General features: G+C 49.1%; 16 protein-coding genes. 4 read left to right on the top strand and 12 right to left on the bottom strand.

Annotated features, from left to right (window positions below; translation table 11 throughout):
- Positions 1 to 72: 72 nt before the first annotated feature.
- Together RN22_RS16060 and znuA are read right to left on the bottom strand one after the other, a co-directional pair.
- A complete protein-coding gene (locus RN22_RS16060) occupies positions 73 to 2,745 on the bottom strand; it encodes a helix-turn-helix domain-containing protein (protein WP_231590914.1) in 2,673 nt (890 codons plus the stop codon).
- 149 nt (positions 2,746 to 2,894) lie between these two features.
- Positions 2,895 to 3,800, bottom strand: coding sequence for a zinc ABC transporter substrate-binding protein ZnuA (znuA, locus tag RN22_RS16055; RefSeq protein ID WP_046305730.1), 906 nt, complete (start codon positions 3,798 to 3,800; stop codon positions 2,895 to 2,897).
- An 81-nt stretch (positions 3,801 to 3,881) separates the two neighbouring features.
- Here znuA and znuC point away from each other — a divergent pair, with 81 nt between their 5' ends.
- Positions 3,882 to 4,649 carry a zinc ABC transporter ATP-binding protein ZnuC gene (gene znuC / locus RN22_RS16050; RefSeq protein WP_046305728.1) on the top strand — a complete coding sequence of 256 codons (768 nt, stop codon included), beginning with the start codon at positions 3,882 to 3,884 and terminating at the stop codon, positions 4,647 to 4,649.
- Positions 4,642 to 5,427, top strand: coding sequence for a zinc ABC transporter permease subunit ZnuB (gene znuB, locus RN22_RS16045; protein ID WP_046305726.1), 786 nt, complete (start codon positions 4,642 to 4,644; stop codon positions 5,425 to 5,427). Before znuC ends, znuB begins: the two co-directional genes overlap by 8 nt.
- Positions 5,428 to 5,483: 56 nt before the next feature.
- On the opposite strand, the gene sucD is transcribed toward znuB, so the two are convergent.
- The 8 genes from sucD to sdhC form a co-directional block, all read right to left on the bottom strand.
- Entirely contained in the window at positions 5,484 to 6,356 is an 873-nt protein-coding gene (gene sucD / locus RN22_RS16040; RefSeq protein ID WP_002539560.1) for a succinate--CoA ligase subunit alpha, read from the bottom strand.
- Entirely contained in the window at positions 6,356 to 7,522 is a 1,167-nt protein-coding gene (gene sucC, locus RN22_RS16035; protein WP_002539561.1) for an ADP-forming succinate--CoA ligase subunit beta, read from the bottom strand. Before sucC ends, sucD begins: the two co-directional genes overlap by 1 nt.
- A 95-nt stretch (positions 7,523 to 7,617) precedes the next feature.
- Positions 7,618 to 8,835 (bottom strand): 2-oxoglutarate dehydrogenase complex dihydrolipoyllysine-residue succinyltransferase, encoded by a 1,218-nt coding sequence (gene odhB / locus RN22_RS16030; RefSeq protein WP_002539562.1) that lies wholly within the window; start codon positions 8,833 to 8,835, stop codon positions 7,618 to 7,620.
- A 28-nt stretch (positions 8,836 to 8,863) separates the two neighbouring features.
- Positions 8,864 to 11,674, bottom strand: coding sequence for a 2-oxoglutarate dehydrogenase E1 component (sucA, locus tag RN22_RS16025; RefSeq protein WP_046305724.1), 2,811 nt, complete (start codon positions 11,672 to 11,674; stop codon positions 8,864 to 8,866).
- Between the two features lie 120 nt (positions 11,675 to 11,794).
- Positions 11,795 to 12,505, bottom strand: a complete 711-nt coding sequence (locus tag RN22_RS16020; protein WP_002539565.1) for a succinate dehydrogenase iron-sulfur subunit — start codon at positions 12,503 to 12,505, stop codon at positions 11,795 to 11,797.
- A gap of 15 nt (positions 12,506 to 12,520) precedes the next feature.
- The gene (gene sdhA, locus RN22_RS16015) at positions 12,521 to 14,287 is read right to left on the bottom strand and encodes a succinate dehydrogenase flavoprotein subunit (protein WP_002539566.1); all 1,767 of its coding nucleotides are present in this window, start codon (positions 14,285 to 14,287) and stop codon (positions 12,521 to 12,523) included.
- Positions 14,288 to 14,635 (bottom strand): succinate dehydrogenase, hydrophobic membrane anchor protein, encoded by a 348-nt coding sequence (gene sdhD, locus RN22_RS16010; protein ID WP_002539568.1) that lies wholly within the window; start codon positions 14,633 to 14,635, stop codon positions 14,288 to 14,290.
- Positions 14,629 to 15,021 (bottom strand): succinate dehydrogenase cytochrome b556 subunit, encoded by a 393-nt coding sequence (sdhC, locus tag RN22_RS16005; RefSeq protein WP_046305722.1) that lies wholly within the window; start codon positions 15,019 to 15,021, stop codon positions 14,629 to 14,631. Before sdhC ends, sdhD begins: the two co-directional genes overlap by 7 nt.
- Positions 15,022 to 15,426: 405 nt before the next feature.
- Here sdhC and RN22_RS16000 point away from each other — a divergent pair, with 405 nt between their 5' ends.
- Positions 15,427 to 16,716 carry a citrate synthase gene (locus RN22_RS16000; RefSeq protein WP_002539570.1) on the top strand — a complete coding sequence of 430 codons (1,290 nt, stop codon included), beginning with the start codon at positions 15,427 to 15,429 and terminating at the stop codon, positions 16,714 to 16,716.
- A 61-nt stretch (positions 16,717 to 16,777) separates the two neighbouring features.
- Here the strand turns inward: RN22_RS16000 and RN22_RS15995 are convergent, their stop codons facing one another.
- Complete coding sequence (locus RN22_RS15995; protein WP_046305719.1) at positions 16,778 to 17,536, bottom strand: Nif3-like dinuclear metal center hexameric protein; 759 nt, start codon at positions 17,534 to 17,536, stop codon at positions 16,778 to 16,780.
- 108 nt (positions 17,537 to 17,644) lie between these two features.
- Between RN22_RS15995 and RN22_RS15990 the strand changes: the two genes are divergently transcribed.
- The gene (locus RN22_RS15990; RefSeq protein WP_046305718.1) at positions 17,645 to 18,409 is read left to right on the top strand and encodes a DUF1853 family protein; all 765 of its coding nucleotides are present in this window, start codon (positions 17,645 to 17,647) and stop codon (positions 18,407 to 18,409) included.
- 72 nt (positions 18,410 to 18,481) lie between these two features.
- On the opposite strand, the gene pgm is transcribed toward RN22_RS15990, so the two are convergent.
- Positions 18,482 to 20,128 carry a phosphoglucomutase (alpha-D-glucose-1,6-bisphosphate-dependent) gene (pgm, locus tag RN22_RS15985; RefSeq protein ID WP_046305716.1) on the bottom strand — a complete coding sequence of 549 codons (1,647 nt, stop codon included), beginning with the start codon at positions 20,126 to 20,128 and terminating at the stop codon, positions 18,482 to 18,484.
- Positions 20,129 to 20,166 lie beyond the last annotated feature (38 nt).

Here is a 20,166-nt window from a genome sequence, read left to right as displayed (position 1 = left end):
CCTTTATTTGTAGTAGCCCCCACCCCGAGCCATAGACTTACACCAGCAGGTATTTAGCATTGAAGAGAGCGTTTATGGATGCTGTTCACTACCGCAGGTTTCACGGAATTGTGAGGGAGTAACACCATATTTTTGCTTAAACGACTTGGCGAAGTAGGAAGGTTCGTTGAATCCGCAGGCAACGGCGACGTCAGTGATCTTGTCACCCTGACAAAGCATACGTTTCGCATTCTCCAGTCGCGTGGTAATCAGCATCTCTTTGAATGTATTGCCCAGTTCTTGCTTAAAGCGGCGTTGCAAGCTTCGCTCCGAGATAAACAACGCCCTTGCTAACAGCGCAGTAGAGTATTCAGGGTCATGGAAATGGCTGTTAATTTCGGCAATCACCCGCTCACGCCACGCTTCGGACTCTTTAGACTCAGAAGATAAGTCTTCACTTCGCACCGTTGTGAGCGCTTCTGGTGAGTCATCATCTTCAGGCGGCAAAGCACCGCAAAAGCGTTTGACGGAAACTTCGCGCTTATCAATTTCAATAACTTTGCGGTGAACGGTTTCCCTAAGCTGCTTGTTCTGAACCCTTACAGCATCGTGCTTTCTTCGATAATAGACGGCCACAAAGATGATGCCGATGATCAAGACCAGCAGGAAATAACCCAATCGCTGGTACCAGGGTGACGCAACCACAAACCTAATCAACCGTATCTGCTGACTGGTGCCGTCACCTTTTTCCATCTTGATCATCAAGGTGTAATCACCGGGTTTTAACGCACTGAAAACGAGTTTTTGATCACTTGTTGAATACCAGTTCCCATCACCATGGCCTTCAAGGCGATACTTGAGTGTTTCACTGGTTCCAAACGGTATCCGCCCCACTTCAACGGCAACAGTACCATTGGGGTTTATACCAAGTGGTTTGTCCGATGAAAGTCCCAACCGCCAGGGAATCCCGTTGATATAAACAGCGCTTGGCGATACCGGAGTAGATGGGGTATTGAAAAGGGATGTGAGAGTCGCCTCAGGAATCGAGAACACACCAAAGTCCCCTGCAATCAACATCCTCTCTGCGTTCTTTTGACAGAAATGACGCAAAGAGGCGACTGGATTTGGGGAGCCTTGCACAAATTGCAGAGCATTAGGGGAGAATTGATGTCGGTACACCCCTTTTTTAGTCACATAAAGCGCTGAGGCGCCATTCACAACCAAACACTTGGCCACATCGTCGCTGGCATGAATAAACTGCTCTTTGGGCAGAGATTGCTGGATAGCGTCATAGGTATAAATCCCACGCTGTGTCAGCATCCATACCTCGCCATTCGGCCCGACTTTCAGGGACTTTATCGCTCCCACTTGTTCCCGGCTGAGTTTCGGAATAAACCTGCCATCAAAATAGAAATAGAGACCATTCGCTGTTCCAAGCCAGGTGCCACTTTCTTCAAGATCGATCACTGAGGTAAGTCGATTATTGAATGCACCTGACCAATCGCTGCCAAAGTCCACCACTGTCTGACTTTGAGGCCAAAAACGCATGATCTTGGAGCCAGTTGCCAGCCAAAGTGAGTGGCTGTCGCTAATAATGCGATCAACGGGTACGCCCTCGAGCACTGGTGGGATCTGCCCCTCCAACCTTGAAAAAGTGTCCGGGTTATAGGCCTTAAGGCCTAACGCAGTCGCCACCCACAAGGTACCGTCAAACTTGACCATGCTGTCGATTGCGGTGTCCAGCTTAGTGGATTTTACCGGCATCATTTCGGCATTAAGCATGACGAGTTTATATCTGGTACTCAAAAGGTAACCGTCATCGTGCTCTACCAGTGAGGATAATTGTTCCTCCCCAGGTTCAGGGGACAGAACATACATGGGGAATCGGTTGATGTGGCTGATAATTTTGCTGCGATAATTGAGCCCGACATCGCTCGCGACCCATAAATCTTCCGCTTCACCCACTTCAATATCCATAATGGCGTGTCCGGAAAAACTGAAGGTGTCATCACTCTGTCCAGAGAGCGCATCAAAGTCGCGTTCATTCTCTTGCTTGAAAAACAGCCCTGCTGGTGACCCCGCCCAAACCCCTTCATGGGTCACTGCTACGTGATCAATGCGCAGCTCAGGTAGGTAACGATTCAGCACCGTACCAGACTTAATGACTAACACGCCCCTGTCAGTACCCATCCAATATTGGTCGCCACGCTTCGAGACGCTATTAATCTTCTCATCAAATTCAAAAAGGAGTTGCTTCGAAGGTAATGCGTAAGCTTTGCTTTCGTGCAGAGCTACAGCCTTGTCGTCCATTGCTATCAAGGCGTCATATGGCCTATCAGATACGGTGGCTGGTTGATGGCTATCAGTGTCTATTGTGAATGTCTTGCGCGACGTGGTGACCCAGAGCTGTTTTTTCGTTCCAACCAACGCAGTAACCTCTCCTTCTAAATCAATAGGGGTTAACTGGTTTTCGTCGATATCGTATTGTATTAGCTGGCCTTTTAATACCAGCCATAAATCTCCGCTGAACAGTTCAATTTTAGAAACGCCCTTACCGATGGGCGTAAAGGCATCCAATTTGTGGTAGTGCGACCCGTCATAGAAACTGACACGACCGCCGGTATCGAGCAGCCAGACACCTTTTCCTTCGGCATGCTCTATCTCTTTGATTTTGGTGGTATCACTCGCGGAGGCAAATGGGAAGGAATAGAAAATAGGCGATGCCTGTACCGTTATCGTCAGTCCGGTAAAGATCAACATCGCCATGAGAAATGGTTTGTGCAGAGCAAGCAAAATGCGAAACAGTGACAACATTGTTTTATATGATTTTTTACTGTCACTGCAGTTTCGCAGCTTTTCGGATTTGGTCTTCTTCGAAGTTAGGAATTATGCGAACAAGTTCACACTACACCGACTCAAATCTCTCCAAAGCAAGATAGATACTGGCTTCCTAGTTGATTCAAGAAATCAACATATTGATTGCTTCCTACTTTTAAGTCCGTTGCCATTGGATCAAGCACCAACACTTTCGTGTCAGTTCCCTTCACTAAGGTTGATACCATGGCTGGGTTAAACTGCGGCTCACTGAATACACACTGCGCTTTACCCTCTTTGATGGCACCACGGATAGCAACCAGCGTTTTAGCACCTGGCTTACGATCTGGGTTGATGGTCAAATGACCAAGTGGACTGAGTTTAAATGCATCTTCAAAATAGCCGTATGCATCATGAAACAGGAAGTAGCCTTTGTTGTTGAAAGCAGCGAGACGAGTTTGAAGTGCAAGCTTTGTCTGCTCCAACTCAGCTTTAAACGCTGTGTAGTTATCCTCATAAGCCTTCGCATTCTCTGGGTCTATTTTTGATAACTTGTCTTTTACCGCCTGTGCAATAACGATGCTTTGATCTGGGCCTAACCAGATGTGTCCATCAATACCATCATGAGAGTGATCGTGGTGGTCGTGGTCATCGTGACCATGCGAGCCTTCTTCGAAGTAGCGAACTGGCATGCCTGGGTAGCTTGTTAAACGAACGGCATTGTCCGCATCGCTCAGTAGCTTCTCCAAAAACAACTCTAGTTCTGGCCCTACCCAGAATACCGCATCAGCCGAGGAGATTTTTTTGAGGTCTGACGGTTTCAGCGCATAATCATGTGGAGATGCACTATCCGGCAGTAACACTTCCACGTTGGCATGATTACCCGCGATGTCATTGGCTATCAAACCGAGCGGTTTGATAGTCGTAACCAAGTTCGGCTGGGCGCTCGCAACTGCTGGAAGGAATAACATTAAGGCTATGAAAAACTTCTTTGTACTACTGATCATCGTGTCATCCATCATGCGAATTTAAAAACAGCGAGAAATGTTATATTATAACATTTCATTTTTAAACCACTTGTTCAAGATATGTCCGCAGCTCTCGTTAAACTCGACAACGTCTCCGTCAACTTTGATGGAAAAAGTGTACTGGACCGTGTGTCACTGTCTCTGTACCGCAATAGAATCACGACCCTTATCGGCCCGAATGGTGCAGGCAAATCCACACTGGTGAAAACAGTTATTGGCTTGAACGCCCCGACAGAAGGCAAAGTAGAAAAGAGCAAGGGATTAAAAGTTGGTTATGTACCGCAGAAGCTGAAGCTCAATGAAAGCCTGCCTCTTAACGTAGAGCGTTTTCTGAAGCTTTCTCCGGGAGCTAACCGCAAAAACATTAACGAAGCGTTAGCACTTGTCGGAGCAACTAAGTTGCTTCATTCCAATATGCACACTTTATCCGGCGGTGAATGCCAGCGAGTATTGCTGGCCAGTGCGGTTTTGAAAAAGCCTGATTTGCTGGTTTTGGATGAGCCGGTTCAAGGCGTGGATGTGTCAGGCCAGCTGGAGCTTTATAGCCTGATAGGCCAACTAAAGGATAAGTTGCAGTGTGCTGTACTCATGGTTTCCCACGATCTCCATATCGTCATGGCAAAAACTGATGAGGTTATCTGTCTTCAACACCATGTATGTTGTTCTGGAGAACCTGAAGCGATTTCATCTCACCCTGAATATATTGCGTTGTTCGGTCGTCGAGAATGCGAACAGCTAGCGCTTTACCAGCATCACCATAACCACGAACACGATCTGTCAGGAAGCCCTATTGGTCCCTGCCAACATGGAGACCATCACAATGCTTGAGTTTCTTGCGATCCCGCTTTTTGCAGGTGTCCTCATTGCTGCCACTGTAGGCCCTCTCGGCTCATTTGTTGTATGGCGTAAGATGGCTTACTTCGGCGACACGCTTGCTCACGGTTCACTGCTGGGATTAGCTCTTGGCTTCATGCTTCAGATCAATCTGAACATCGCGCTCGTTTTCAGCTGTATAGTGATTGGTATTTTACTGGTGGGGCTCCAACGTAAAAGCAGTGTCTCAACGGACACTCTGCTTGGCATCATCGCACATACGTCTTTGTCGCTCGGCCTTGTGACAATCAGTTTTGTTGACGACTTACGCGTAGACCTAATGGCGTATTTGTTTGGTGACCTTCTGTCTGTGACAACGGCAGACATTAGTTGGATTGCAGCAGGCTGCGCACTGGTATTGGCATTTCTCTATAAACTCTGGACGCCGTTTCTCGCAATTACGGTTAACGAAGAGATGGCAAGGGTCGATGGTTACAACGTCGATCGACTCAAACTGATCCTGATGTTATTGGTTGGGCTGGTCATTGCTGTTGCGATGAAGTTTGTCGGTGCTCTGATCATCACCTCCTTGATGATCATCCCTGCGGCGACAGCTCGACGTTTCTCAAGGAGTCCAGAACAAATGGCTATGCTTGCCAGTGTCATTGGCGTCATTGCTGTGTTTGGTGGAATTGCTTTGTCATGGTTTAAAGACACCCCGGCAGGCCCTTCTGTAGTAGTCGCAGCTGCCAGCCTGTTCTTTCTAAGTCAATTCTACCGACAAGCCGAATAGTATTTAAAGGCATAAAAAAACCGCTCCAAGGAGCGGTTTTTTCTATTCTGATTTGCTTACCAACCAGTACGTGAACGCAGTGCTTTACCGATATCAGCAAGGCTTTTCACTGTGGTTACGCCGGCCGCTTCCAGCGCTGCGAATTTGTCTTCCGCAGTACCTTTACCGCCAGAGATGATCGCACCTGCGTGACCCATACGCTTGCCCGGAGGAGCAGTCACACCAGCGATGTAAGAAACAACTGGCTTAGTCACATTCTCTTTGATGAATGCCGCTGCTTCTTCTTCTGCAGTACCACCGATTTCACCGATCATGACAATCGCTTCAGTCTGTGGATCTTCTTCGAACATTTTCAGAACGTCAATGAAGTTAGAGCCTGGGATTGGGTCACCACCGATACCTACACAAGTAGATTGGCCGAAACCTTCGTCAGTCGTCTGCTTAACCGCTTCATAAGTCAGGGTACCTGAACGAGATACGATACCCACTTTACCTGGCTTGTGGATGTGGCCAGGCATGATGCCAATCTTACATTCGCCCGGAGTGATAACGCCTGGGCAGTTCGGACCGATCATGCGAACGCCAGCTTCATCCAGCTTCACCTTCACTTCCAGCATATCCAGCGTAGGGATACCTTCGGTGATGGTCACAATCAGTTCGATACCTGCATCAATCGCTTCCAGGATCGCATCTTTACAGAACGGAGCTGGTACGTAGATTACAGTCGCTGTCGCGCCAGTTGCTTCCACGGCTTCTGCCACAGTATTGAACACTGGAAGACCCAGATGAGTCGTGCCGCCTTTGCCTGGTGATACACCACCAACCATTTGCGTTCCGTACTCGATCGCTTGCTCTGAGTGGAAAGTACCCTGACCACCGGTGAAACCCTGACAGATTACTTTGGTATCTTTGTTAATCAAAACAGACATTATTTGCCCTCCGCTGCAGCAACAACTTTCTCTGCTGCTTCAGTCAGTGAGGTCGCAGCAATAATGTTCAGGCCTGACTCAGCCAGTTTCTTCGCGCCAAGCTCAGCGTTGTTACCTTCAAGGCGAACAACAACCGGTACTTTAACGCCAACTTCTTCTACCGCACCGATGATTCCGTCTGCGATCAGGTCACAGCGTACGATACCGCCGAAGATGTTCACCAGAACAGCTTTTACGTTGTCGTCAGAGAGGATGATTTTGAATGCTTCAGTAACGCGCTCTTTGGTTGCGCCGCCACCAACATCCAGGAAGTTTGCAGGGCTGCCGCCATGCAGGTTAACGATATCCATGGTACCCATTGCCAGGCCCGCACCGTTAACCATGCAACCAATGCTGCCGTCCAGAGCAACATAGTTCAGTTCCCACTGTGCAGCGTGTGCTTCACGTGGATCGTCCTGAGATGGATCGTGCATTTCACGGATTTTTGGCTGACGGTAAACAGCGTTGCTATCAACAGCCAGTTTTGCATCCAGACAGTGCAGGTTACCCTGATCAGTGATAACCAATGGGTTCACTTCCACCAGCGCAACATCGCGCTCGATGAACAGCTTTGCAATACCCATGAAAATTTTGGTGAATTGCTTGATTTGCTCGCCTTGTAGACCCAGCTTGAATGCCAGTTGGCGGCCTTGATATGGCTGAGGACCAACCAATGGATCGATCGCAGCTTTGTGGATCAGCTCTGGCGTCTCTTCAGCGACTTTTTCGATTTCCACACCACCTTCAGTCGATGCCATGAAAACAACGCGACGTGTACCACGGTCTACTACTGCACCCAGGTAGAGCTCTTGAGCAATGTCAGTACACTCTTCAACCAGGATTTTGCTAACAGGCTGGCCATTTGCATCTGTCTGGTAAGTCACCAGATTTTTGCCCAACCAGTTTTGTGCGAATTCTTTGATTTCTTCTTTGTTGCTAACCAGTTTCACACCGCCCGCTTTACCGCGACCGCCAGCGTGTACCTGACATTTAACAACCCACTTATTTCCGCCAAGCTTGTCGGCAGCTTCAGCAGCTTCTTGAGGAGTGTCACAGGCATACCCTTCGGATACTGGCAGCCCATATTCAGCAAACAGCTGTTTTGACTGATATTCGTGCAGATTCATGATGTTCTATCCGTGTCTATTTCCGTTTTATAGGTTTAATTTGCTTTCCACACAGGGGGCTCCAGCCCCCTGTTATCCGGTAAAAACCGGGCTGCTTATACGTCAAGCAGCAGACGCGTTGGGTCTTCTAAAAGCTCTTTTACAGTCACCAAGAAACCAACAGACTCGCGTCCATCGATCAAACGGTGATCGTAAGAAAGAGCAAGGTACATCATTGGCAGAATTTCAACCTTGCCATCGACTGCCATTGGACGCTCTTGGATCTTGTGCATACCAAGAATAGCAGCTTGTGGTGGGTTGATAATCGGCGTCGACATCAGAGAACCAAATACACCACCGTTGGTGATGGTGAAATTACCGCCGGTCAGTTCGTCAACCGTCAGCTTACCGTCACGGCCCTTAATAGCCAGCTCTTTGATCCCTTTTTCGATCTCAGCCAGGCCCAGGCGGTCACAGTCACGCAATACTGGCGTTACTAGACCACGAGGAGTCGAAACGGCCATGCTTACGTCAAAGAAGTTGTGATAAACAATGTCATCACCATCAATTGACGCATTCACTTCTGGGTAGCGCTTCAGCGCTTCAACAACCGCTTTCACGTAGAAAGACATGAAGCCCAAACGAATACCATGGCGCTCTTCGAAAACATCTTTGTATTGTTTACGAATGTCCATGATTGGCTTCATGTTCACTTCGTTAAACGTGGTCAGCATCGCAGTGCTGTTTTTCGCTTCCAACAGACGCTCGGCAACACGCTTACGAAGACGTGTCATAGGAACACGTTTCTCGCTACGGTGGCCAAGTGCAGGCGCTTCATCTTTGGCTGCAGCTGGCGCTGCGGCAGCCGCTTTCGCACCGCCACTTTTCAGGAAGGCATCCACGTCTTCGCGAGTGATTCGACCGCCAACACCGGTGCCTTTGATTTGCTCAGGCGTCAGATCATTCTCTGCTAGAAGGCGGCGAACAGCTGGGCTCAGGGCATCGTTAGACTCTTCAGAAAGAGAAGCAGTGTGACGCTTGTCAGGCGATGCTTCAGAAGACGCTGGCGCGTCTTGAGTAGGTTCGCCAGCAACAGCACCAGGCTTGAGCTTAGCAAGCAGTTGCTTAGACAGAACAGTCGCACCTTCTTCTTCAACAATGGCTTCTAGCACGCCATCATCTGGTGCTGGAACTTCCAGAACCACTTTATCTGTTTCAATATCAACCAGTACTTCGTCACGGCTTACCGCATCGCCTGGTTTCTTGTGCCATGTCGCCACTGTTGCATCAGCAACAGATTCAGGTAGGTCGGGAACCAGAATTTCGATTGTCATTTCGTTTAATTCCTTAGCTTTCTAGTTCTTAATTCAGGGTAAGAGCGTCTTCAATCAACGCCTTTTGTTGTTTTAAGTGTACCGACATGTAACCTACCGCTGGCGATGCAGAAGCCGCACGGCCTGCATAGCTTAGGGTGGCATCAGCCGGGATGGCCAAGCGGAAATTGTGCTGGCTGCTGTACCAAGCGCCTTGGTTTTGAGGCTCTTCCTGGCACCAGACAAAATCTTTGGCGTTGACATATTCGCTGATCGCAGCCTGTACGTCCTCTTTCGGGAACGGGTAGATCTGCTCAATACGAATGATGGCGACATCTTTAATTTCTTCTTTGCGACGCGCTTCCAGCAAGTCAAAGTAGACTTTACCCGAACACATCACGACACGTTTGACCGCTTTTGGATCCAGATCGTCAATCTCGCCGATTGCTGGTTGGAAGTTGCCATCAGCAAGTTCATCCAGTGTTGAAGTACACAGTGGATGACGGAGCAATGATTTAGGCGACATCACAATCAGAGGGCGACGCATTGGGCGGAACACCTGGCGACGCAGCATGTGGTAAACCTGTGCTGGCGTTGAAGGGACGATAACCTGCATGTTTTGCTCAGCGCAAAGTTGCAAGTAACGCTCAAGGCGTGCAGAGGAGTGCTCTGGACCCTGACCTTCATAGCCATGAGGCAGCAGCATGGTCAAGCCACACATACGACCCCACTTCTGCTCACCCGAACTAATGAACTGGTCGATAACAACCTGTGCGCCGTTTGCGAAGTCACCGAACTGTGCTTCCCAAACTGTCAGACCACCAGGTTCTGCAGTCGCATAGCCGTATTCAAACGCCAGTACCGCTTCTTCTGACAACACAGAATCAAAGACCTGGAATGGGCCTTGTTTGTCATGAATGTTAGTCAGCGGAATATAGGTGCTTGCATCGTTTTGGTTGTGCAATACAGCATGACGGTGGAAGAAGGTACCACGCCCGGAGTCCTGACCCGTGATACGGATGCGACGACTCTCATCGACAATCGTTGCATAAGCCAGTGTTTCAGCCATGCCCCAATCCAACGCTTTCTCACCGTTGGCCATCGCAAGGCGATCGTTGTACAGCTTGTTAACGCGGCTGTGAAGCTTGTGGCTCTCTGGATAAGTACAAATACGTTTAGCGAGCTCAACCAAGCGCTGCTTATCAAATGTATTTGGCCATTCAACTGTCCAGTCGTGACCCAAGTATGGAGACCAGTCAACAGAGTGAAGCGCCATTGGGCGGTACTCTTTCACCACGATTTCGCCGTGATCCAGCGCGTCACGATAACCGTTCACCAACTCGGTGGCTTTTTCAACGTCGGCAACACCTTTGTCTGACAGGACATCGGCATAGAGCTTACGTGGCGTTGGGTGCTTTTTGATCTTTTGGTACATCAGAGGCTGAGTCGCATTCGGCTCATCCGCTTCGTTGTGACCATGACGGCGGTAACACACCAGATCAATCACCACATCGCGCTTGAATTCGTTTCGGTAATCAATTGCCAGGCGTGCAACAAATGCCACCGCTTCCGGATCATCTGCATTCACGTGGAAGATTGGCGCCTGAACCATCTTCGCGATGTCAGTACAGTATTGCGTTGAGCGTGTGTCGTTCGGGTTCGAAGTGGTAAAGCCCACTTGGTTGTTAACCACGATACGGATAGTACCGCCAACCTTGTAGCCACGTGCCTGAGACATGTTAAACGTCTCCTGCACGACACCCTGACCAGCAATCGCTGAGTCACCATGGATGGTGATCGGCAGAACCATTGAGCCGTCTTTGTCACCAAGACGATCTTGACGCGCACGTACTGAGCCCATGACCACTGGATTAACGATTTCCAGGTGAGACGGGTTAAATGCCAGTACCAGGTGAACGTCACCGCCCGGCGTTGCAAAGTCACTTGAGAAACCTTGGTGATATTTCACGTCACCCGTTCCCCAAGAGTCGCTATGTTTACCCGCAAACTCGTCAAACAGCTCAGAAGGCTTCTTACCCAGAACGTTGACCAGCATGTTCAAACGACCACGGTGCGCCATGCCAACGACTACTTCACGCACACCTTGCGTACCTGAATGGCGAATCACTTCTTTCACCATTGGGATCAGCGCATCACCGCCTTCCAATGAGAAACGCTTCGCGCCTGGGAATTTTGCGCCCAAGTAACGTTCGAGACCTTCCGCTGCCGTCAGCTCTTCCAGCAAAGTAATTTTCTCGTCGCTTGAAAATTCTGGCTGGCCAATCACAGACTCAAGACGCTGCTGAATCCAGCGTTTCTCTTCTGTATTGGTGATGTGCATGTATTCGGCACCGATAGAACCACAGTAGGTCTTGGTCAATGCGTCATAGAGATCGGCTAGCTTCATGCTCTCTTGCCCAATGGCAAAAGAACCAACGTTAAACGTCTCTTGGAAATCGTCTTCGTTCAGACTATGAAAAGATGGGTCTAAGTCAGGCACGCGATCGCGCTGCCAAAGACCGAGAGGGTCCAGATTTGCTTGTTGGTGTCCACGGAAACGGTAGGCGTTGATAAGTTGGAGAACTTTTACCTGTTTCGCGTCGACGTCCGGATCACTGACTGATGCACTGAAATGCGCTGTCTCGGTAGCAAGTCTGCGGAAATATTCACGAACTCTTGAGTGGGGTTGCTCGGTTGCGTTGCCATTCACGACAGGCAGTTCATCAAAAACTGCTCGCCATTCGCTATCTACAGACTCGGGGTCACTGAGGTACAGTTCGTAGAGATCTTCTACGTAAGTTGCATTGGCGCCAGCCAAATGAGAAGACTCAAACCAAGCCTTCATCACGCCATTTTGCATTGTTATCCCTTAACCACTTAGTTTTTATGTTGCTACGACCGGGGGTTAGCCGGCGTTCCTTTTAAGCTCCCCCGAAAGGGAGCCTAAATCTTGATATATGTAGGTGTACAGAGGCCGATATTACACTGCGCGTTTAAGCAGCATTGAACGAATATGGCCGATTGCCTTCGTAGGATTTAGCCCTTTAGGACAAACATTTACACAGTTCATGATGCTATGGCAACGGAAAACGCTAAAAGCGTCGTCCAGATCTGATAAACGCTCATCTGTGGCAGTGTCGCGGCTGTCAATCAGCCAACGATATGCAGCCAGAAGTCCCGCAGGACCTACGAACTTATCTGGGTTCCACCAGAACGATGGGCACGAGGTGGTACAACATGCACACATGATGCACTCATACAGACCATCAAGGTGAGCACGGTCGTCAGGCGATTGAAGATTCTCACGCGATGGCGGTGTGCTGTCATTAATCAGGTAAGGCTTAACACGCTCATAGTTCTGGTAGAACTGAGTCATATCGACAATCAGGTCACGAACCACAGGCAAGCCAGGCAGTGGACGAATCACAATGCTCGACTTGTCAGTCAGCGCTGACAAGGGTGTGATACATGCCAAACCATTCTTACCGTTCATGTTAATACCATCAGAACCACATACACCTTCACGGCATGAACGACGGAATGACAGCGTTGGATCTTGCTCTTTCAGCAGGATCAGTGCGTCTAGTACCATCATGTCAGAACCGTCAGGCACTTCCAGGGTGTACCCTTTCATGTGTGGCGCGTCATCAACGTCCGGGTTGTAACGGTATACAGAAAAATTCAGTTTCATAATCTTCTACCTCCCTTAGTAAGTACGCGCTTTCGGTGGGAAAGCTTCACGATGTACTGGCGTCATGTTCACATCACGCTTTGACATCGCTTCTGTTTCCGGGTTGTAGATGGTGTGGCACAGCCAGTTCTCATCATCACGCTCTTGGAAGTCAAAGCGTGCGTGTGCACCACGGCTCTCAGTACGGTAATTTGCGGCAACTGCTGTAGAGAATGCTGTCTCCATCAGGTTGTCCAGCTCCAGACACTCAACACGCTGAGTGTTAAATTCTGAGGAAGTATCATCCAGGCGCGCTTCTTTCAGACGTTCGCGGATAACTTTGAGCTCTTCCAGACCTTTTGCCATCGCATCGCCTTCGCGGAATACCGAGAAGTTGTTCTGCATACAAGATTGAAGGTCCTTGCGGATTTGAACTGGGTCTTCACCTTTCTGGGTTGTATTCCAGCGGTTGACACGTGCCAGAGACGCTTCGATGTCAGACTCTGACGCATCACGTGCTTCAACCTGTGCAGCCAGAGTTTCACCCAAGTGCAAACCTGTTGCGCGGCCAAATACCACGAGATCAAGCAGCGAGTTACCACCCAAACGGTTTGCACCGTGAACAGATACGCTAGCGATTTCACCACATGCAAACAGGCCTTGTACTTCCACATCATTACCGTTTGCGTCTTGCTTGATCGCTTGGCCAGAAACCTGCGTTGGTACACCGCCCATCATGTAGTGACAGGTAGGGATAACAGGGATTGGCTCTTTGATTGGATCAACGTGAGCAAATGTGCGGGACAGCTCAAGAATACCTGGCAGACGCGCTTCGAGAACATCTTTACCTAAGTGATCCAGTTTCAGTTTAATGTGTGGACCCCATGGGCCTTCACAACCACGGCCTTCACGAATTTCAACCATCATTGAACGTGCAACAACGTCTCGACCCGCGAGGTCTTTCGCGTTTGGTGCATAACGCTCCATGAAGCGCTCACCATCTTTATTGAGAAGGTAACCACCTTCACCGCGACAACCTTCCGTCACAAGTACACCTGCACCTGCGATACCGGTTGGGTGGAACTGCCACATTTCCATGTCTTGCATTGGTACGCCTGCACGCAGCGCCATACCTACGCCATCACCTGTATTGATGTGCGCATTCGTCGTTGACTGGTAAATACGGCCCGCACCGCCTGTCGCCAAGACAGTTGCCTTCGCTTTGAAGTAACAAATTTCGCCGCTTTCCATGTCCATCGCAGTTGCACCAACAACTGCGCCGTCCTGGTTTTTCACCAGATCCAACGCGTACCACTCAGAGAAGATGGTGGTCTTGTTCTTGATGTTTTGCTGGTACAAGGTGTGAAGCAGTGCATGGCCAGTACGATCAGCTGCTGCTGCAGTGCGCGCAGCCTGCTCGCCGCCAAAAGCTTTAGACTGTCCACCGAATGGGCGCTGATAAATGCGACCGTTATCGAAACGGGAAAATGGAAGACCCATTTTTTCCAGTTCGATGATTGATTGAGGACCGGTTTTACACATGTACTCGATCGCGTCTTGGTCACCGATGTAGTCGGAGCCTTTGACCGTGTCATACATGTGCCATTCCCAGTTATCTTCATGGGAATTACCCAGCGCTACCGTGATACCGCCCTGAGCAGAAACGGTGTGGGAACGGGTTGGGAAAACTTTAGACAGCAGCGCACAAGAAAGACCCTGCTCAGAAATTTGCAGTGCCGCGCGCATACCTGCGCCACCCGCACCGATAACAATTGCGTCGAATTCTCTTACTGGAATACTCACTTACACACCCCACAATACAAAAAAGCCAGTCAACAGGTAGACAAACAGCAGCGCGACAACACCAAACTGCATAAACATACGCAGCACAGTCGGCTTAATATAGTCAGTCAATACCTGCCACATACCTATCCAAGCGTGGATAAGTACGCACACCAGCGCCAACATGGTGAAAACTTTGTTGCTTGTTTGTCCCCAGAACTCGATCCAGCTCTGATATGTCAATTCGGGACCAAACGCAAAGAAACCCACCATATATAGGGTGTAAAGCGTCATGATGATGGCAGTCGCACGGAGCAAGATCCAGTCATGAACCCCGTTTCTGCCGAAAGAAGATACGTGTCCTACCATACTAAAATCCCCGCTAAAACAGACAGCACTGCAGTGATGATGAAACCGATTTTCGCGCTCTGCGAACCACCTTCCATCTCTTCAAAATGGCCCATGTCCATCAACAAGTGACGGATACCGCCAACAATGTGATAGGCAAGCGCAGTCAGAATGCCCCACAGGACAAACTTGGCGAAGAAACTGTTTACGATGTCAGAGGCGGCTTCAAAACCACTAGGGGATGATAGGGAGAGGCTTAACAGCCAGAGAAGGATGGCGACCGAGATAAAGGTGATGACACCCGACACACGGTGCGTAATAGACGCGATCGCTGTGATAGGGAAGCGAATGGTCTGGAGGTCGAGGTTTACCGGTCTTGGCTTTCTTACTTTCACGATATGGCCCACTCAGCTCCATTGAGCAAATTATTGTTATTACACTCTCTGGAATCACATCTCGCTATTGCGCCAGACCTACAACATCATTTATTACGTTTTCACGTGCCACTGCTATTAACTGCAGTTGAAGCACTGAAATCCGCATTGAAAATATCGATTTGAGCCCCGAAACGCCCCGGCATTATGTAATATCCAGAGACCTGCCGGAGAGTATATGCCCCGTAACATTTAAACACAAACCAATAAAATTGACGGAAATCCCGAAACAGAGCATTAACTTAAAGCGCACATAAATTTGATACTTGCGCACACCCGACAAAGTTCACGTCTGCAAATTGACATCTAATGAGACGATCGGTACAACAACGGGGTCCGTATCCGGGATAGGATTATAAAAAAACAAAGGAGAATGTTATGGCAGATAAGAAAGCTACCCTACAAATTGAAGGGAAAGCACCTATCGAACTGCCGATCAAAGGGGGCACAGTCGGTCCAGAAGTGATCGATGTACGTGCATTGGGTGCGAACGGCTTTTTTACGTTTGACCCAGGTTTCGTTGCAACAGCGTCGTGTGAGTCACAAATTACATATATTGATGGCGCAGCTGGCGTTCTATTGCACCGTGGCTACCCAATTGATCAATTAGCCAATAACGCTGACTATTTGGAAGTTTGTTACATCCTACTATATGGTGAAGCCCCAAGCCCTAAACAATACGAAGAGTTCCGTCGTATCGTAACTCGCCACACCATGGTTCACGAGCAAATAGCGAGTTTCTTCCATGGTTTCCGTCGTGATGCCCACCCAATGGCCGTTATGGTAGGTGTGGTTGGCGCACTGGCTGCGTTCTACCACGACTCTTTGGACATCAACAACGACACGCACCGCGAAATCACTGCGTTCCGTCTTCTGTCGAAGATGCCTACGTTGGCGGCGATGTGTTACAAGTACTCGATCGGACAACCGTTCATCTATCCACGTAACGATCTGGATTACGCTGAAAACTTCCTGCATATGATGTTTGCAACACCAGCAGAAGAGTATGAAGTGAACCCTGTTGTTGCGCGTGCAATGGACAAAATCTTTACCCTTCACGCAGACCACGAGCAAAATGCTTCTACGTCTACTGTTCGTTTGGCTGGTTCTTCCGGTGCAAACCCATTTGCATGTATTGCAGCGGGTATTGCTTCACTGTGGGGTCCTGCTCACGGCGGTGCTAACGAAGCGTGTCTGCGCATGCTGGAAGAAATCGGTTCTGTAGAGAACATTCCAGAGTACATTGAACGTGCTAAGGACAAAGATGACCCATTCCGTCTGATGGGCTTCGGTCACCGCGTTTACAAGAACTACGACCCGCGTGCTACCGTCATGAACGAAGCATGTCACGAAGTTCTTGATGAGCTGAAAATCAATGACCCTCTGCTGGATGTAGCAATGGAGCTGGAAAGAATTGCACTTTCTGACCCTTACTTCATCGAGAAGAAACTCTACCCGAACGTAGACTTCTACTCAGGCATCATTCTGAAAGCAATCGGTATCCCAGTGTCGATGTTCACCGTGATTTTCGCGATGTCTCGTACCATCGGCTGGATCGCTCACTGGAATGAAATGCACAGTGACCCGCAAAACCGAATCGGTCGTCCACGTCAGCTTTACACTGGTTACGACAAGCGCGATTTCAAACCTCTGAAAGACCGCGAGTAATAGGCAAAAGCCAAAGAAAAAAACGCCGCTTCTCGCGGCGTTTTTTGTTTTGTAAGCGACCTTATACTGGATTGTCGATATCGATAAAGGTCACGTCGAAACCATGCTCGTTCGCCAACCACTCGCCGAGAGCCTTCACACCATAGCGCTCTGTCGCGTGGTGTCCCGCACTGAAATAATGGATAGCCAACTCTCTGGCTGAATACGTCGTGCGCTCAGAAATTTCACCCGAAACGAAAGCATCCATACCTTTACTTGCTGCCAGGTCAATAAAGTCCTGACCACCACCTGTGCACCAACCTACTGTCTTGATCGACTTGGCAACACCGCTTTCAATATGCAGTGGTTCGCGGTTTAATTTCATTGCCAGTAGTTCGCTAAACTCCTTCGCAGACATTGCATTCGGCAACTCTCCCCAAACAGCGACCGAATTTGGATTGCCATCTTCTAAACCACCGCGTTGTTCGATACCCAGCAGTTTTGCAAGTTGTGCGTTGTTACCCACCTCAGGATGCACATCCAGTGGTAAATGGTAGGCATAGAGGTTAATTCCATTCTCAATCAACGCTTTGATACGCTTAAATTTCATGCCTTTGAGTGGCTCAGACTCTCCCCGCCAAAAGTAACCATGGTGAACCAGCAGCGCGTCTGCACCCTGCTCAATCGCGGCATCTATTAGTGCCTGTGAAGCAGTGACACCGGTGACGATTTTCTTCACCTCAGTCTTCCCTTCTACCTGCATACCATTTGGGCAGTAATCTTTAATCGCGAAAGGCTTTAGAAAGTCGTTGAGGAGCGATTCGAGTTGGTAATTGTTCATGTTCTTCCTGAATCTCAGTGTCTGTTACACATATTCTAACCACCATGACGATGCAGGTGAACCTCGTTTGCTATATGCTCTCGGTACAGTTATCAAGGAAGGTCATTCATGTTCGCAGACAGTGTTCAAGTTCAAAGGGATATTGCTTGGATTCAGCAGTCAACAGACATTATCGTTCAAGACGCCGCAAGCGTCGTCCCTCCCACATTCTGGTCTTCTATTTCATTCCAGCAATTCCCAGCCTATGAGGGAGGTCAACGGATTGGCTTCTACTACCAGTGGCTGATCAAACAATGTTTGCATCACAATGATACTTACCGACTGGTTGCCGAAGAATTACAGGTAGAGAGAGAGAAACGCACACTTGGTGCTGTGGATTTTGTCGTTGCAAGCCCTAACGGAGAGTTGGAACACTGGGAAGTTGCCATTAAGTTTTATCTGGCGTTTGACGGAGAATGGCGAGGCCCGAACGCAAAAGATACGTTGGCGAAGAAGCACAAAAAGATGGTCAAACAACAGTTGATGCTTACCGATACTGAAGAATACAAAACGCAGTTTTCCCAATACCCGATAGCCAAACGCAGACTGCTCGTTCAAGGCAGACTTTACACCAATCCTTTCTTACCTCTCAGTGATTTGCCTTCGCCTCCAGATGTGCAAGAGCAGAGCGTCAATGGATTTTGGTGTTGGCCCTCCCAATTGCCTATAGATGTAAAGTTTTTCGAGCTAACCAGAGCACAGTGGATGGAAGCCCCTTCTTTGGAAGATCTGCCTGTATATTCGCTGCCAGAAACTGTCACAAGGGCAACACATCTTATTGACGAAAACCGTCACCGCTGGTTTGTTGTTCCAGAGAATTGGCCTTCTCTTTGAACCGCCCCTTATTTAGATATAAAAAACCACCGCCATGCGGTGGTTTTTCAATTTTTACTTCGCTGAGGAGTATTAAAGCCCGGCAGCCTTAAATACATCGCTCACGATGCTTTGTGCTTCTTTCTGGATCAGCGCAAGGTGCTCTTCGCCTTTAAAGCTTTCACAGTAAATTTTATAAATATCTTCTGTGCCGGATGGACGCGCGGCAAACCAACCAAACTCAGTTGTCACCTTAAGACCACCAATCGCCTGACCATTGCCCGGCGCATGAGTCAGTTTCGCTGTGATCGTGTCACCGGCCAAGGTTTCAGCGGTAACCATTTCCGCAGAAAGTTTGCTTAACACCGCTTTTTGCTCACCGTTTGCAGGAGCTTGCAAACGCGCATAGCTGGAAGCACCAAACTTCGCCGCGAGTTCGTCATAGTACTGCTGTGGGTTCTTACCTGTCACCGCGGTAATCTCCGCCGCCAGAAGGCAAAGCAGAATACCGTCTTTATCCGTCGCCCAAGCTGTGCCGTCCATACGCAGGAAAGATGCTCCTGCACTTTCTTCGCCACCAAAGCCGATGTCACCTGAATACAAGCCATCAACAAACCACTTGAAGCCTACTGGTACTTCACACAATTTTCGGCCAAGGTTAGCCACCACTTTATCGATGATTGCACTGGATACCAGCGTCTTACCTACACCGACTTCTGCGCCCCACTGCGGACGATGCTGGTAAAGGTAATCGATACACACAGCAAGGTAGTGGTTCGGATTCATCAGACCGGCTGACGTGACAATGCCATGGCGGTCAAAATCGGGGTCGTTACCAAACGCCAGGTCATACTGGTCTTTGTAGGCGAGAAGACCCGCCATCGCTGACGGTGATGAACAATCCATACGGATCACACCATCCTTATCAAGCGACATAAAGCGGAACGACGGATCCACATCGTCGTTAACCAGTGTGATGTCCAAACCAAAGTGCTCGGTGATCGCTTTCCAGTAATCAATACCCGAACCACCTAATGGATCAACACCGATACGAAGACCCGCTTTTTTGATGGCATCCATATCAACCACAGAAGCTAAATCCTGCACATATGGCATGACCAGATCCGCTTCAACAAACAGATCGCTCGCCACCGCTTCAGCAAAAGTCATACGGCGAACACCCGCCAAGCCTTCAGCAATCAGCGCATTGGCTCGCTGCTCAATAGCTTTAGTGAGATCACCTTCCGCCGGGCCACCGTGTGTCGGATTGTATTTGATGCCACCATCTTGAGGTGGGTTGTGCGAAGGCGTAATCACAATGCCATCCGCTTTATCGTCGTTTTGCTGATTGTGCGTCAGGATCGCGTGAGAGATGCCTGGGGTCGGTGTATACCCACCCTCTTTCTGAGCAATCACACTCACGCCATTTGCCACCAGCACTTCTACAACGGAACAGAACGCTGGCTCTGACAGCGCATGGGTGTCTTTACCCACAAATAGTGGACCGGTTACACCTTTCTCTGCTCGTACTTCTGCTACTGCCTGAGCAATAGCTAAAATGTGGTGCTGGTTAAAAGTTACTTTGTCCGCGCAACCGCGGTGACCAGAGGTACCGAACTCTACTTTGTGGGCGGGATTCGCAGCATCTGGTGTCAATTGGAAATAGTTCGACACCAGCATCGGAATATTATGGAGGTCTTGTTGCTGGGCTCGCTGTCCAGCGCGTTCATGGCTAGCCATTACTCGCATCCTTACAAAAAATTCTGACGTTACCTGTT

The sequence above is a fragment of the Grimontia sp. AD028 genome (assembly GCF_000973155.1).
GTDB lineage: Bacteria > Pseudomonadota > Gammaproteobacteria > Enterobacterales > Vibrionaceae > Enterovibrio > Enterovibrio indicus.
The sequence above is the reverse complement of the archived record's forward strand: the minus strand, read 5'-3'. Positions and strand labels throughout refer to the sequence as shown.